Annotated in this window: 18 protein-coding genes; 4 read left to right on the forward strand and 14 right to left on the reverse strand. The window is 60.8% G+C overall.

What is annotated here, in order from left to right; all coding sequences use genetic code 11:
- The 11 genes from D4A92_RS00500 to D4A92_RS00550 form a co-directional block, all read right to left on the reverse strand.
- A complete protein-coding gene (locus tag D4A92_RS00500) occupies window positions 1-294 on the reverse strand; it encodes a hypothetical protein (RefSeq protein WP_203017392.1) in 294 nt (97 codons plus the stop codon).
- Window positions 291-614: a hypothetical protein gene (locus D4A92_RS00505; RefSeq protein WP_203017394.1), complete on the reverse strand. Its 324-nt coding sequence runs from the start codon at window positions 612-614 to the stop codon at window positions 291-293. Before D4A92_RS00505 ends, D4A92_RS00500 begins: the two co-directional genes overlap by 4 nt.
- Complete coding sequence (locus D4A92_RS00510; protein WP_203017396.1) at window positions 611-898, reverse strand: hypothetical protein; 288 nt, start codon at window positions 896-898, stop codon at window positions 611-613. Before D4A92_RS00510 ends, D4A92_RS00505 begins: the two co-directional genes overlap by 4 nt.
- Window positions 895-1920, reverse strand: coding sequence for an AAA family ATPase (locus tag D4A92_RS00515; RefSeq protein WP_203017398.1), 1026 nt, complete (start codon window positions 1918-1920; stop codon window positions 895-897). Before D4A92_RS00515 ends, D4A92_RS00510 begins: the two co-directional genes overlap by 4 nt.
- Before the next feature lie 120 nt (window positions 1921-2040).
- Window positions 2041-4002, reverse strand: coding sequence for a transposase domain-containing protein (locus D4A92_RS00520; RefSeq protein ID WP_203017400.1), 1962 nt, complete (start codon window positions 4000-4002; stop codon window positions 2041-2043).
- A complete protein-coding gene (locus tag D4A92_RS00525) occupies window positions 3999-4199 on the reverse strand; it encodes a hypothetical protein (RefSeq protein ID WP_203017402.1) in 201 nt (66 codons plus the stop codon). The genes D4A92_RS00520 and D4A92_RS00525 overlap by 4 nt, the downstream gene beginning before the upstream one ends.
- Window positions 4196-4660: a hypothetical protein gene (locus D4A92_RS00530; RefSeq protein ID WP_203017404.1), complete on the reverse strand. Its 465-nt coding sequence runs from the start codon at window positions 4658-4660 to the stop codon at window positions 4196-4198. The genes D4A92_RS00525 and D4A92_RS00530 overlap by 4 nt, the downstream gene beginning before the upstream one ends.
- Window positions 4657-5487: a ParB N-terminal domain-containing protein gene (locus tag D4A92_RS00535; RefSeq protein WP_203017406.1), complete on the reverse strand. Its 831-nt coding sequence runs from the start codon at window positions 5485-5487 to the stop codon at window positions 4657-4659. The genes D4A92_RS00530 and D4A92_RS00535 overlap by 4 nt, the downstream gene beginning before the upstream one ends.
- Complete coding sequence (locus D4A92_RS00540; protein WP_246753997.1) at window positions 5488-5862, reverse strand: hypothetical protein; 375 nt, start codon at window positions 5860-5862, stop codon at window positions 5488-5490.
- A gap of 1 nt (window position 5863) precedes the next feature.
- On the reverse strand, window positions 5864-6016 hold the full coding sequence (locus D4A92_RS00545; RefSeq protein WP_203017410.1) for a hypothetical protein: 153 nt from the start codon (window positions 6014-6016) through the stop codon (window positions 5864-5866).
- A gap of 146 nt (window positions 6017-6162) precedes the next feature.
- Window positions 6163-6480: a helix-turn-helix domain-containing protein gene (locus D4A92_RS00550; RefSeq protein ID WP_203017412.1), complete on the reverse strand. Its 318-nt coding sequence runs from the start codon at window positions 6478-6480 to the stop codon at window positions 6163-6165.
- Between the two features lie 130 nt (window positions 6481-6610).
- Here D4A92_RS00550 and D4A92_RS00555 point away from each other — a divergent pair, with 130 nt between their 5' ends.
- Window positions 6611-7312: an XRE family transcriptional regulator gene (locus D4A92_RS00555; protein WP_203017414.1), complete on the forward strand. Its 702-nt coding sequence runs from the start codon at window positions 6611-6613 to the stop codon at window positions 7310-7312.
- 590 nt (window positions 7313-7902) lie between these two features.
- Here the strand turns inward: D4A92_RS00555 and D4A92_RS00560 are convergent.
- Window positions 7903-8571 carry a hypothetical protein gene (locus tag D4A92_RS00560; RefSeq protein WP_203017416.1) on the reverse strand — a complete coding sequence of 223 codons (669 nt, stop codon included), beginning with the start codon at window positions 8569-8571 and terminating at the stop codon, window positions 7903-7905.
- A 97-nt stretch (window positions 8572-8668) separates the two neighbouring features.
- Here D4A92_RS00560 and D4A92_RS00565 point away from each other — a divergent pair, with 97 nt between their 5' ends.
- Window positions 8669-8938 carry a hypothetical protein gene (locus D4A92_RS00565; RefSeq protein WP_203017418.1) on the forward strand — a complete coding sequence of 90 codons (270 nt, stop codon included), beginning with the start codon at window positions 8669-8671 and terminating at the stop codon, window positions 8936-8938.
- 7 nt (window positions 8939-8945) lie between these two features.
- Here the strand turns inward: D4A92_RS00565 and D4A92_RS00570 are convergent, their stop codons facing one another.
- Window positions 8946-9587, reverse strand: coding sequence for a ThuA domain-containing protein (locus tag D4A92_RS00570; protein ID WP_203017420.1), 642 nt, complete (start codon window positions 9585-9587; stop codon window positions 8946-8948).
- Between the two features lie 24 nt (window positions 9588-9611).
- Window positions 9612-10712, reverse strand: coding sequence for a Gfo/Idh/MocA family protein (locus D4A92_RS00575; RefSeq protein WP_203017422.1), 1101 nt, complete (start codon window positions 10710-10712; stop codon window positions 9612-9614).
- A gap of 269 nt (window positions 10713-10981) precedes the next feature.
- Here D4A92_RS00575 and D4A92_RS00580 point away from each other — a divergent pair, with 269 nt between their 5' ends.
- Together D4A92_RS00580 and D4A92_RS00585 are read left to right on the forward strand one after the other, a co-directional pair.
- The gene (locus D4A92_RS00580) at window positions 10982-11566 is read left to right on the forward strand and encodes a transglycosylase SLT domain-containing protein (protein WP_203017423.1); all 585 of its coding nucleotides are present in this window, start codon (window positions 10982-10984) and stop codon (window positions 11564-11566) included.
- A 186-nt stretch (window positions 11567-11752) separates the two neighbouring features.
- Window positions 11753-12193: a GNAT family N-acetyltransferase gene (locus D4A92_RS00585; RefSeq protein ID WP_203017424.1), complete on the forward strand. Its 441-nt coding sequence runs from the start codon at window positions 11753-11755 to the stop codon at window positions 12191-12193.
- Window positions 12194-12230: the final 37 nt, after the last annotated feature.

Consider the following 12230-nt stretch of genomic DNA (forward strand, 5'->3'; position numbering starts at 1 on the left):
TCAGGACACCTTGTGCTTGAGGTAGGACGTGCGCAGCCGCAGGAGTGCGTCATGCAGGCGCTGGCGGGCTTCCTTCTCGCCAGCGGTACCGCTGGCGAGCTGTTGGTGATCGAAGGCGGCGACGACCTGTTCGACGCGCTGCATGACGAAGAAGGTGCGGCTCTTCTTGGTGCCGCTCTTCGGGTTGGTGCTGGCTCCGACCAGAGTGCTGGAGACGCCGGCCCCGACCTGATCGACGATGCGATCAAGCGGGATACGGATCTCGGCCAGGACGAGGATGTGATCGTCGGTCATGCCGCGTCACCTCCGTCAGGGCTGTGCTGGATGGTCCGGAGACGCGTCGGCAGCCGGACGACATTGCCGCCAATCTGACCGTCGACGCGGTCGGCAAACCGCTGGTCGCGGGTTGCCTGCCGGCCGGCTTCCATCCGCGCCAGCTCGATCTGGATCCCAGCCTCTTGCTCGGCATCACGAGCAAGCTCCTGGACAGTCCGCAGATTGCGAATGAGCGTCAAGACAGCCTGCGGAGCCAGTTGAACTCCGGTTCCCTCGAAGGCGCGGAACGTCTTGATGATGGACCCGACCAGGTCGGAGACGAGAGGAGCGCTGTTCATGAGCGGCCTCCCTTCCCGAAATCCGGACGGATGATCTTGCCCTTGGCATCAGCGATCATGTCTTCGAGCTGCTCAGTAGCAGCCAGCTCCATGCTCCGACGTGCCTGACCACCGGCCTCCATGTCGCGGAAGATCGAAAGCTCCAGCTCGATACGCTGTGCCAACGAGCTGAGGGCGCTGATAAACACCCCCGTCTCGATGATCTCCGCGACCGGCACGTCGGCGCTGCGACCTTTGAAGTCGGATGCGATCGCATCCAGTTCCATAGCGAGACTGATCGTCATGCGATGTCTCCCAGGTCACGGTTCTTCCAGGCATCGCGCAGCAAGGGCAGCGTGAGATCTTCGCCACCGGAGAGGCCAGAAATCAGCGCGGCCTTTATGGTGCGGTCGATATTGCGCAAGGCTCCCGGCTTCTGGGCGATGACCTTGAGGAACTTCACGCAGTCTTCGTCATCGACGCCCCAGGCTGAGATCAGCATCTCAGCGCCGAGCTGCGGGTTGTTCTCCCGCTTCAGGCGACGGTCAAAGCGGGTCGCGACCTGAGCCCGGCTCATCACCGACTTGCTCCGATCGTTGAAGAAAGAGGTTCCGGTGTCCTCGTTGCCGAGGAGCGCCAGCCCGCAATTGTTGATGTCGACGAAATGGCGCAGCTGGTTGATCGCGTCTGGAACAAGGTTCTGGGCCTCGTCCACGATAAGGAGCGAGCCCTCACCGATGCGCTGCAACTTGCGACCGATGGTCCGCACAAGCCGTGTGGGATTATGCTCGGTCACCTGCAGCTCCTCGGCGATATCGACGAGGATCCCGTGGATGGTCTTCGTGTGCGGGCTGGCCGTTACCATGAAGACATGCGGACGATAGTCACGGAAGTGCTTGGCCGCTGTCGTCTTGCCGGAGCCTGAAGGCAAGGTCACCATGACCATGCCAGCACTGATCTGGGCGAAGAGGAGGGTCTTGACCACGTCCTCGCCTGTCGGCGTCTTCAGGTATCGCGGCGAGACCGGGAGCGTTGCGGCGATCCGCGAGCTTTCTTCCAGGTTGTCCAGCCAGGTGCTGATCTGGTCGTTGAGATTGGACAGAACGCCGGCATAGTTGCCGTTCGTCCACTGGCTGAAGGTGGCTTCCGCCATTCCCGTGCGACGGCGCACCTCGGCCTTCGACCAGCCATTGAGCTTGGAAAGCTCGATGACTGCGCCGAGCAGCTTGCGCCAGCGATCGACCTCCGCCGGTTGATGCTTGACCGTGAACTCGGTGCTGGGCTGCGGAATGATCCAGGCGCCGGTTGTGTTGATCGGATTTTTCATCTATTTGGGTTCCTATGCTTTTGACTTTCGGCAGGCTCTCGGGCCTGCCTTTCTTTTTTGTGGAACCGTACGCGGTACAAAATCGGCTCCTTGATGAGCCCGAACGCAGCACTCTTCGGGCTATTCCCGGTTGGGGAATAGGATGATGTCGGCGTCGCCAAGTATGCGATCCATGCCGGCATTGAACTTGTCGTCGAAGCTCTCGACCTCCTCCGACACCGCAGGCTCCAACTTCGTCAGCACCGCTGATCGGGTCACAAGTCGAGTGACCGTCGGAGCCTTTGGGGTCTTTGGCTGGGGCTTCATCTTGTCGGCCTTGGCATTCAGTTCCTTGAGGTCCAGATCGGTCAGGCGACGTGCTGCCGTCTTCTGGGCCTTCAGGGAGCGCATGTGATCGCTCTCGGCGCGCGCCCGCTCACGAGCTGCCGCCTGGCAATCGAAGCCAACCTTGGCAACGCAATCCGCTTCGCCCAGGAAACGTCCTTCCGGATCGTAGACCTTGATCGCCCCGTGCAGGTCGGCCGGGTCGAAGCGAACCGTGACCTTGCGACCGATCCACTGAGTGAGGAACTGCTGGTGATAGCGGTTGCCGAACAGGTGGATGGCGCCATCCGGTTTGCGGGCTGTGACCTGCTCTGCGGCGAGCATCCAGAGCGAGCGCTGGGCCGGGCTGGCAAACCGAACGAACTGGCCGTGCGTCTGCATGCTGGCTTCAAACACCTGGTCGAAACTTCTGCCCTTGGCGGTCTCTGTCCTGCGGTCCGGACGAGCGTTGTGCTCGGCCACCTGGCGCGCCACGTGCGCCTCCAGTTCGGCGACGGGGATTGCACGCTGGCCGTAGTTTTCCGGCTTGTGTTGCGTGCTTCGCCCCGTATAGGCGCCCGCCATATCCGGATGCTTCGAGATGTTCTCAGCGAGATCGCCCCACGCACGCTCGACGGGCTTTGACTGGCCACGGCGGGGCTTAACGAAGCGTCCGTCGATGCCCAGCGTCTGCAGAAGCCCGGCAACTTCGTCTTCCGTGATCTTAAAACGATGGCGTGACTTCGCGCCGCCGGAGATCTTCTTGCTGGCGAAGGCCTTGCCGTTGTCCATGTATAGACGTTCCGGGATGCCATGCTGTTCGACCATGTTGCCGATGACGGTCCGGACGGCCTCCCAGGTCTCAGCCTCGGTCAGCACCCATGACAGGATCTTGCGCGAGTACAGGCACTGAGTGCCGACCAGATAGAGACGCCCCTGCCGGCCGTCTTCGAACTGGACATGCAGGTCGAGCTTGTGACCGTCAGTGTTCACATACTGCATGGCATGCAGGTGCGAGACGCTACGCTGCTGGGCCGGGATAAGCTTCCGGGCCTCTTCCTTGCCTTTGCGCGAGAGGATCTGCACCGCTTTGGGGATCTTGAGATCCATGTGCCGGCGCAACGTCCGCTCGTGAGGGATCGGTGCCCAGCCATGTGCCTCGGCCACCGCCTTCATCCGCCGATAGCATGCAGAGAACGCCGACCCCTCAGGACGCAAATAGTCCGAGACCAGGACGTCCCAGGCCATGGGGTGCACCTCGGCGGTCTCGGTCACCACACCCATCGCCTTTTTCGATGTCGACGGAGCCAGTGCAGCTTCCCAGTCCTGTCGCGCATGGCCTTCCGTGAGGGCTCTCCACTCGTGATAGGTGGATCGAGAAACTCCGTAGCGCTGCTTGATCGCGGCCATGGCCTGGGCCGATGTTGCACCGTCCCGGATCATGGTCTCGACGGCGAGGAGAACCTTGAGGCGGCGCTCGCACTGTGCCTTCTGAACAGTCGTCAGCCGCTCATAGATCGCCCAAGCCGACTTCGAACGGTCGGTTTTTGGGGCTTGAGCCTCCATCATGAAGGCGAGCTTCTGCCTCGCAGCGTCGGGCAAAGAGGACAGGTGGTACTCGTAATAGACGCCGCCGTTCGGCGCTGTCTGGCGCCTGAAGTACCGAAGGTCGGAGCGTAGACCCTCGCGGGCCACAAACCGGTCGAAGTGCTTCGCATCAGCCGGGACACCGGGAAGCTTCGCCTCGACGAGTTCCTTGACGGAGAACCACTCTTTCACGGGCGGCTACCTTTCTTCGCGTCGATCGCGGCGCGGATCTCAGCCTCATGGCGCTGCACGAGGCGAAGCGTCAGCGCCACCGCCTGCAACTGGTCAAGCAGGAGCGCCCGCTTAGAATTGCTGGATGCAACGATCGGGAATTGGCCCGAGGTGATCGCGTCGATCGCGGCGATCTGGCTGGCAAGCGACACTTTCATGACCGCTCACCTCTCGATCGGATCGCGACCGGGCGGGCCTTCAGGAGACGAATGTGATCCGCAAGAGCCTTTTGCTCCTGCTGAAGACGAGCGATCTCCGCGAGCCGGGCCTCGTCGCCCTGGAGAAGGGTTAAGCCGTCCTCCGAGACAACGCTGTCCCAGAGCCAGACAGCACCTGTGGCCCGAACGAAGGCCTTGAACCGGACCAGGCTCACGTCATGGCCGGTCTTGCTCTCGGCGGTGTAAGCATCGAGCGCGCCCTTCGAGACGCTGGCGAGACCGAGATACTGCGCCATGCGAGCTGCGATCACTGGCCGGTCATACGGGCACTCGCGAATGGCGCGGGACATGTCCCGCTTCAGCCGAGAGCGGAACCGTTCCAGGTCGATGCGCTCGACGGCAGACCGAGCCTCGAAGACCGGCACCTGAAAGAAGTCGAGTTGAGACGGATCGCGCTTCATTCTGCGGCCTCCAGGAACCCGAGGTCACGCTTTTCGCCGATATGCTCGACGATACGAGCAAGTGTCTCGTCGTCGGCCTTCTCAATCAGGGCTACCATCTTGCGGAAGATTTCGTCCTGGAGGGTGGCGGCATCTGGCTCGGCCTTCGGCTTCAGCCATCCCCAGATGGTCTTGAGATCGGCGCCCTCGCGCAATCCAGCAGCGACTCGGGCCTGATCGTCAGCGGGCAGCTTGGCGAGCTTCAGCAGCTCCTTCTGATCGTTCTCGGCAGGTGTGCCACGGACGGCCGCTCGGAGCGCAGGAGTAATTTTCTGGCCGATACGGTTAACCCGCTTGAAGCTGGCCTCGGAGAAGCCCAAACGCTCCTGAACTCGTTCTGAGAGCTGGCGGCCCGGCGCAAAGATCAAAGGATCACCGTGATCCTTTGATTTCCGATCGCCGCCACGTGCGATCTTGCCGAACTTCTCCTCGTACATCTCGCGAAACTTCAGGACGAAGAGCGCGCGATCCAGGGGAGTGAGTTCGTTGCGGTAGATGTTCTCGGAAAGCTCGATCAGCTGCGCCTCAACGGCATCAGCGGAGACGACGATGACATCGATCTCTTCCCATCCGTTCAACTCGGCCGCACGGAGGCGATGCCCTCCAGCCACCAGTGTCAGCGGGGTTTTGCCGCCATTGGCAGCCGGTGTTGAACGGACTGTGAGCGGGTTGATTAGCCCGCGATCCATCATGGATGCAGCAATCGCTGCAGCGTGATCCTCGTCGATGGGACGGGCACGCTCTCCAACAAGGATCGAGGCAATCGGAACGGTCTTGAAGGTCGCCATTTATGCCGCCTCCGCCTGGGCCGCAGCGGCTTCCAGCATCGACGACATGAAGATGTCGTGGGCTCGGGTTGCCATCCGTTCGTAAGCCCGCTCGAAGCAGGCTTCCTCCCGGCGGCTTCGAACCACGCGGTTGGCCTGCATCACCGACCAGCGGGCGACGCCGAGCAAAGCGACCAGCCGGCGACGGGGAACCGTGAATTCGGCATTCAGGATCGAGATCACCACCTGGCGCGCCAGCTTGGCGTCAAACATGTCACGTGGCGGGTCGATGATGTCGCGCATTGGGATGTGATTGAAGTGAGCCCTGACGGCCCGGAAGGTGGCGTTGATCATGGCGCCCAGGCGCTCGTCTTCGCTGTAGGGGTTCTGGCTCAAATCAGCCTCCGAGGACCGGAAGAAGAGAAAAGACACCGGCCACCAGAGCGGCGAAGACCACACTGAAGACGAGCGCGGCATCGATGAGGCGGCAGGCTGGGGAGAGCGAAGGGACAAACGGAACCATGTCGATATTGGCCGTACGCTTCGCCATTTTCACCGACATCGAAACGGGCGAATGTTGGCAGGTGGCGCCGGTTGACCGGGACTGACAGCCGGGGCGGACTGCCCTGCGGATCACTCGCGAGAGGCTAGAGCAGCGGCGACCGGCGCCACGCTTAACGAGAGAGAGGAGAACCATCACGCCGCCTCCTGCTGAGCGGCGGGACGTCGGCCGTTGCGGTAATTGGCGGCGGGCTGAGGGCTGAGCCGGCGACCATCTGCATGGTAGCGGGTCCGCCACAGCATTTCGGGACGGGTTTTCAGCGCGGCGGCAATTGCACGCTCGCCTGCAAGGTGAGGCTCATGCACGGCATTGCCTGCCGTACCTGCAGGGAGACCATACGCCTTGTCGATTTGCGAAAGCGTCAGCTTGGCGAGGATGAGCCGACCCTTGATCCGGGCGACCTCTTCGAGCCTTTTTCGCTCGGTCTTGTCGGTGAGTGCATCGCGATGCATAAAGAATTCCTTCGATACCAACTGGGAGGCCCTGGCCGGCCTCCTTTTTTGGGGTGGTGAAATCTGCGAACACAGGAAGGAGTACCCAAATATTGGGTTCATGTAAACCCATTTTTTGGGTACATCGGGGATGAGCGAAGAGAAGGCGTATTTGAAGCCGATCGGGCGACGCCTGATCGCTGTGCGAGAAGCACTGGGATTTAAAAATCGGGAGGACTTCGCACTTGCGTACGGAGCCCCTCGAAAGACATTCGAGAAGTACGAGCAGGGGCTCTCAGAGCTGCCGACTAAGCTCATGCTTTGGCTGCGAGACCAGTACGATGTGAACCTGAGCTGGCTGATCTCGGGTGACGGAGAAATGCGTCCGGCAGCTAGCCGCGCACCGGCAGTCGTCAACGAACTCGATGACGGCATGGTCCGGATCAAGCATTACAACGTCAGCGCCGCCGCAGGCACAGGCCTGGTTCCCGTCGACGAGCACGAAGAGCAGGATGACATCATCCTGGCGCGCTCTTTCCTCCGCCGGCTCGGCGCCGCGCCCGATCAATCCCAGGTGATCTTTGCCAGAGGCGAAAGCATGCTCCCGACGATCCCTGACGGATCGCTGCTCCTCATCGACCGCAGCAAGACCCACCTCGTCGAGGGGGGCGTTTTCGTTTTCCGTGTTGGTGAAGGGATCAAGGTCAAGCGCGCGCGATGGCGCGCAGATCAGCGGATCGACCTGCTCTCGGACAACCAGCTCGCCGGTTATCCGCCGGAAACCTACACCCGAGACGAGATCGCAAGCATCGTGCCGCTCGGTCGCGTCATGTGCGTTATGCGAGTTCCTTGACTGAAGGGTCTGGGGAAGCGTTGCCGCCCGTATTTCGCGCAGTTTTCCACGCTTCCCCTCGACATTTCAAAGGCTTAGACGGCGAACACGTCGCGTTTCCCCTGAGTTGGGGAAGCGCCAATTGGATTTCGGGATGCGAAGCGGCGTTCCTGAGCGACGGTGTGCAGCAGCCCACGAACTATTCGGCTATTGTTTTTCAATGGCTTGAGGACGCCTCAAAGGCGTTTCAACGGTTTCTGAGGACTTCGTGAGGAATTGCCGCGCTCCAGCCGGCCGTGACAGTGATCCGCAGACTTTCGGGATTCGCCCTGTCAAAACGCTCCGCGCCGCTGCGCCGCTTGAGCCGCCGTAAACCGCTAAATTCTTTGGCTTTTTCGATCGATCCCGCTTTTTCCCAGATATTCCCGGTTATTCCGGATCCATGTGTCAAACAACACCGATCCTTTTTGCTGTTCGCGACGCTGTTCTAGAATTTTGACAGCGGAAATCACAATCGTATCGCCCCATCTACGTTCAGCCTCTCCTCGGAGGCCTCAAATAGCACGCGAACATTCTTTCAACTCGGATCCAAAACAAACCATTAAAGGGCGTCAACGCTTTTGGGAACCATCTACCACGGCACCCAGAACCTTCGCTCGCCATAGCTGACCTCCGACGAGTGATGTGCTTTGGACAGTAAGGGTACGGCATCCAGGGATATCCCTGATCGTTTCTATAACCGATTGCCTCAACGCAACCGGCATCCACGGGCTCAGTATCACCCGTTTAATCCAACTGATTTCGATTGGGACATCAAACGCGCTAACTTCTTCGGTTGCGGAAGAGTAGATGATCCGCAATTCCTGCTCGGGCTCATACGGGGCCCGCTTCAGAAACGGCAAGTCACTTACAAGCCACCGCTTGGAAGATGGGCGAAGGATGTCGAGTTTGCGGTATTCCACATTTCTCCATCTGATGCCGTCTAGGCCGCTTAGGCTTTCACACAGATTTTCTCGGTCGAACTCGAAGCACACACCGGATGCTCCAACAGTAAAAACCCGCCAATGGTGGTAAGTTTCCTTGCAGTCGGCAAAGCAAATGGCGAGAAGCGTTTGGAGCTCTAGTGCTTCTTTATACCGCTCCATACACATCCGGTCATTCCCATCGTCCCAACGGGACGGGTCCAACAGCGTAATTTTCTTTGCCCGGAGTATGTGTAAGCCCGATGCAAGATCTGTATAGCGACGCAGCTTCTGTGGTGATTTCTTGATAGACGCCACTAACGCCCCTCCCCTGGATCCATCTTAAATATAGGGCTTCAAGAGGGTTGTAGCACCTTGTCACATTTCGCGCCAAGCGAGCCTACCGGCAGCCGCCTTGAAAGACAGCGATGGCGGTGGCACATTTGGCGCCATGGAACACCGCGTCAAAGCTCTCGAAGACACCATGAAGCGGGTCCTGCAGGACACCGCCGAGATCAAGGGAATGCTGCGCGCAGCACCCTCCGCGATCGAATTCGGCGAGCTGAAAGGCCGCGTCGACAGCCTGCCGACCATGGGCAAGGCAGCCGCGATGCTGTCGATCGCCACAGCCGTCATCGTCATCTTGAACAACTGGACGGCCGTACGTTCCTGGCTTGTCGGCTAGTCCGCCCTCACCGAGCCGCCCAGACCAACCCTCTCCGCACAATCTCCCGCATCTGCGGCCCCTCGAACTCCGCCGCCTGATGGCCGAGCGAGGAGTAGAATACCCTGCCTTGCCCGTGGCGTCGCTTCCAGACGACCGGCATCACATGGCCGTCGATCCAGGCATCGTGCTCGCCGGTAAAGGTGGTCGTCGCCAGCACCTCGTTGTTGGGGTCGACATGCATGTAATACTGCTCAGAGCGATAGGGAAAATCACTGACGCCGGAGACCAGCGGGTCATCCGGCTTGGTGATCTCGACCGTGTAATCATAGATATTACCGGGATGGGCGACCCACTGGCCGCCGATCATGTATTGATACTGCACGCAGTCGCGAAAGCTGTCGCCCGCCTGACCGTGGAAGCCGCCGAGGCCGACGCCGCCTCGAATGGCAAGCTCCAGGTTCTCGATCTCAGGCTTTTCGATCTTGGTCATCGTCAGCATTGGCACGATGAGGCTGTAGTCTCGGATGGCGGTATCGGCAAAGGCCTCCGTGCCCGCTTCGACACGCACGGAAAAGCCCTCGGCCTGGAGCATGTCGGAGACGACGGCGGCGCATTGTTCGGGCTGGTGTCCGTCCCAGCCGCCCCAGCAAATCAGAACCTGACGCATGAAAATATCCTTGTGAAAATGAACTTAGCGGCCAATCAGGCCATCGACGAGCGATTGGTCGAGCGGCGCCGGCCGCTCCACAGCTGTAGTGATCTTGACCGTCTCGCCCCGGTCGGAGGCCGTCTGGAAGGCTTCCATGACTTCGAGCACATGCAGCGCGAGATCCCCATTGGCCCGGTGTGGGCGGTCGGAGAGAATGGCATGCGCCATGTCGGCGACGCCAAGCGAGCGCCAGTTGCCATCGGCATAAGGCAGCGTCACCGGCTTGCCCTGCGCCTCGCCGGTCAGCGGCAGGACGAAGACATCGCCGCCGAAATGGTTGGGATCCGGCACGATCAGTGTGCCCTCGGTGCCATAGACCTCGAGCGGCTTGTGCCAGTGGGCAGCCACATCAAAGCTCATCGAAATCTGCACCACGGCCCCGTTGGCAAAGGACATAAGCCCTGCGACATGCGTCGGCACATGCACGGGGATCGTCTCGCCCCGGCGCGGCTCGCTGCCGATCTTTCTGGTGTCCCGCACCTTGGTGGCAAAGCCCGCCACCTTCTCGACCGGGCCGAAGAGATTGACGAGATCGGTGATGTAGTAGGGTCCCATGTCGAGCATCGGCCCGCCACCGACCTCGTAGTAGAAATCCGGATTGGGATGCCATCGCTCGTGGCCCGGGCACATGAAGTAGGCGGTGCCGCCGATCGGCTGGCCGATCAGACCCTGGTCAATCAGCCCGCGCGCTGTCTGATGCGCACCGCCGAGAAAGGTATCGGGCGCAGAGCCGACCCGGAGATTGAGCGATCTGGCCACCTCGACCAGCCGCTTGCCCTCCGCAAAGGTGACGCCGAGCGGCTTTTCCGAATAGACATGTTTGCCCGCGGCGAGTGCCTTCAGCCCCACCTCGACATGCGCCTTGGGGATCGTCAGATTGACGATGATTTGCACGTCCGGATCGGCATGCAGTTCGTCGATCGTGCGCGCCGGCACACCGTATTCGGCGGCCCGACTTGCGGCGAGATCACTGTTCAGATCGGCAATGCCGCAGACCTTGAGTATGGGAAAATGCTGGAGCGCCTTGAGATAAGCGCTTGAAATATTGCCGCATCCGATGATGCCGATGCCGACCTGCTGCATGCCTTGAATTCCTCACTCCCGGACATCCGTCCACCTGCGATCGCCGGGCAAGAACGCAACAGTTCCTCCTCGCTGCCTCGGCGACCGCCCGGCAGACTGGTGGCAAATGCGACTGACGTCAACGCCTGTTTCTCGCCAGGCGAGCATGCGGGGCAGCCCTCCCCCGGCATTCCCACCCCTGATTGGGGATGCGAGATCCGGGGGCGGTTAAGAAAACCTTTCGTTAAATTTTAATGAATAGGATGGAGGGCCTGTAGCGAGGTTTTGTCATGCGTACCGCTCTTATCTCCGCCCTCGGCGTCATGCTGATGCTGTCGGCCTGTGCCAAGCCGCCATCCCAGACCCGCAATGCCTGCGCGATTTTCGAGCAGCGCAACGGGCTGTTCAACAACTGGCGCCGCGCCGCCGTCGCAGCAGAGCGCGAATATGGCGTGCCCGTCCCGATCTTGATGGCGACGATCTACACGGAATCGAGCTTCCGCCACAACGCCAAACCGCCGCGCAAGAAGATCTTCGGCTTCATCCCCGGCAAGCGACAGTCGACCGCCTATGGCTATTCCCAGGCCCTCGACGGCACCTGGGAACGCTACCAGCGCGAAACAGGCCGCTGGGGCGCCCGCCGCACCGACTTCGCCGACGCCATCCGCTTCATCGGCTGGTATCACCGCGAGAGCGCGACCAAGGTCAACATCCCCCTGAACGACCCCTACAAGCTCTACCTCGCCTATCATTCCGGCCATACCGGCTATCTGCGCGGCGCCTACAACAAGCGGCCGGAGGCGCTGAGGGGTGCGAAGAGATTTACCGATATTACCTATACTTACGCCAAGCAGTTGCAGCAGTGCCCGGGCTGAGGGTGATCTGACCGGTCGGCATGCCATTCAAGACTTGAGGCGAGACGCCTCAAGGTCTAAAAGTTCAGGATCGTCGGCAAGAAGGAGTTTGATGCGCAGTAACGATAGCCTGTGAACCCTATGGGAACGGCTCGACAGCCGAATGCTGTCGCACGCGCATCAACAACACGACTGACGGAACAATCCATGAAATACGACCTGAAAATCCGGGCTTTTCTGCCCGAGGATAGCACGCGCCTCGTCGCTATCTGGCGAGCAGCATCTGAGAAAGGGCACCCCTTTCTCGCCCACGCGCAACTGGACAACCAGGCGACCCTCGTGGCCGACCATTACCTACCGCTGGCGGAGACCCATGTCGCACTGCGAAACGGTGAGATCGTCGGCTTCATCAGCCTGCTGGACCAGACTATCGGCGGCCTTTTCGTCGACCCGTACCACCATGGGACGGGCATCGGCCGACATCTCGTGGAACATGCCTCACGCCTCCACCCAAGGCTGGAGCTGGAAGTGTATACGATCAATGAAAGCGCCCGCCGCTTCTACGACCGGCTGGGCTTCGTCGAGACAGGCCGCCGTCCGACCGACGACAGCGGTCTACCCTTCGAGTTGATCAAGCTCGTTCGCTGACACGAAAAAGGCCCGGCCAAAAGGCCGGGCCCCAACA

This window comes from Rhizobium rosettiformans, from assembly GCF_016806065.1.
In the GTDB taxonomy this organism is placed as follows: Bacteria; Pseudomonadota; Alphaproteobacteria; order Rhizobiales; family Rhizobiaceae; genus Allorhizobium.

Bases quoted from the DNA above. Each gene is read 5' to 3' on its own strand.
- D4A92_RS00550 (WP_203017412.1), bottom strand. From the start codon at position 6,480: ATGCATCGCGATGCACTCACCGACAAGACCGAGCGAAAAAGGCTCGAA.
- D4A92_RS00505 (WP_203017394.1), bottom strand. From the start codon at position 614: ATGAACAGCGCTCCTCTCGTCTCCGACCTGGTCGGGTCCATCATCAAG.
- D4A92_RS00535 (WP_203017406.1), bottom strand. From the start codon at position 5,487: ATGGCGACCTTCAAGACCGTTCCGATTGCCTCGATCCTTGTTGGAGAG.
- D4A92_RS00545 (WP_203017410.1), bottom strand. From the start codon at position 6,016: ATGGCGAAGCGTACGGCCAATATCGACATGGTTCCGTTTGTCCCTTCG.
- D4A92_RS00530 (WP_203017404.1), bottom strand. From the start codon at position 4,660: ATGAAGCGCGATCCGTCTCAACTCGACTTCTTTCAGGTGCCGGTCTTC.
- D4A92_RS00525 (WP_203017402.1), bottom strand. From the start codon at position 4,199: ATGAAAGTGTCGCTTGCCAGCCAGATCGCCGCGATCGACGCGATCACC.
- D4A92_RS00500 (WP_203017392.1), bottom strand. From the start codon at position 294: ATGACCGACGATCACATCCTCGTCCTGGCCGAGATCCGTATCCCGCTT.
- D4A92_RS00575 (WP_203017422.1), bottom strand. From the start codon at position 10,712: ATGCAGCAGGTCGGCATCGGCATCATCGGATGCGGCAATATTTCAAGC.
- D4A92_RS00515 (WP_203017398.1), bottom strand. From the start codon at position 1,920: ATGAAAAATCCGATCAACACAACCGGCGCCTGGATCATTCCGCAGCCC.
- D4A92_RS00570 (WP_203017420.1), bottom strand. From the start codon at position 9,587: ATGCGTCAGGTTCTGATTTGCTGGGGCGGCTGGGACGGACACCAGCCC.
- D4A92_RS00585 (WP_203017424.1), top strand. From the start codon at position 11,753: ATGAAATACGACCTGAAAATCCGGGCTTTTCTGCCCGAGGATAGCACG.
- D4A92_RS00555 (WP_203017414.1), top strand. From the start codon at position 6,611: ATGAGCGAAGAGAAGGCGTATTTGAAGCCGATCGGGCGACGCCTGATC.
- D4A92_RS00510 (WP_203017396.1), bottom strand. From the start codon at position 898: ATGACGATCAGTCTCGCTATGGAACTGGATGCGATCGCATCCGACTTC.
- D4A92_RS00580 (WP_203017423.1), top strand. From the start codon at position 10,982: ATGCGTACCGCTCTTATCTCCGCCCTCGGCGTCATGCTGATGCTGTCG.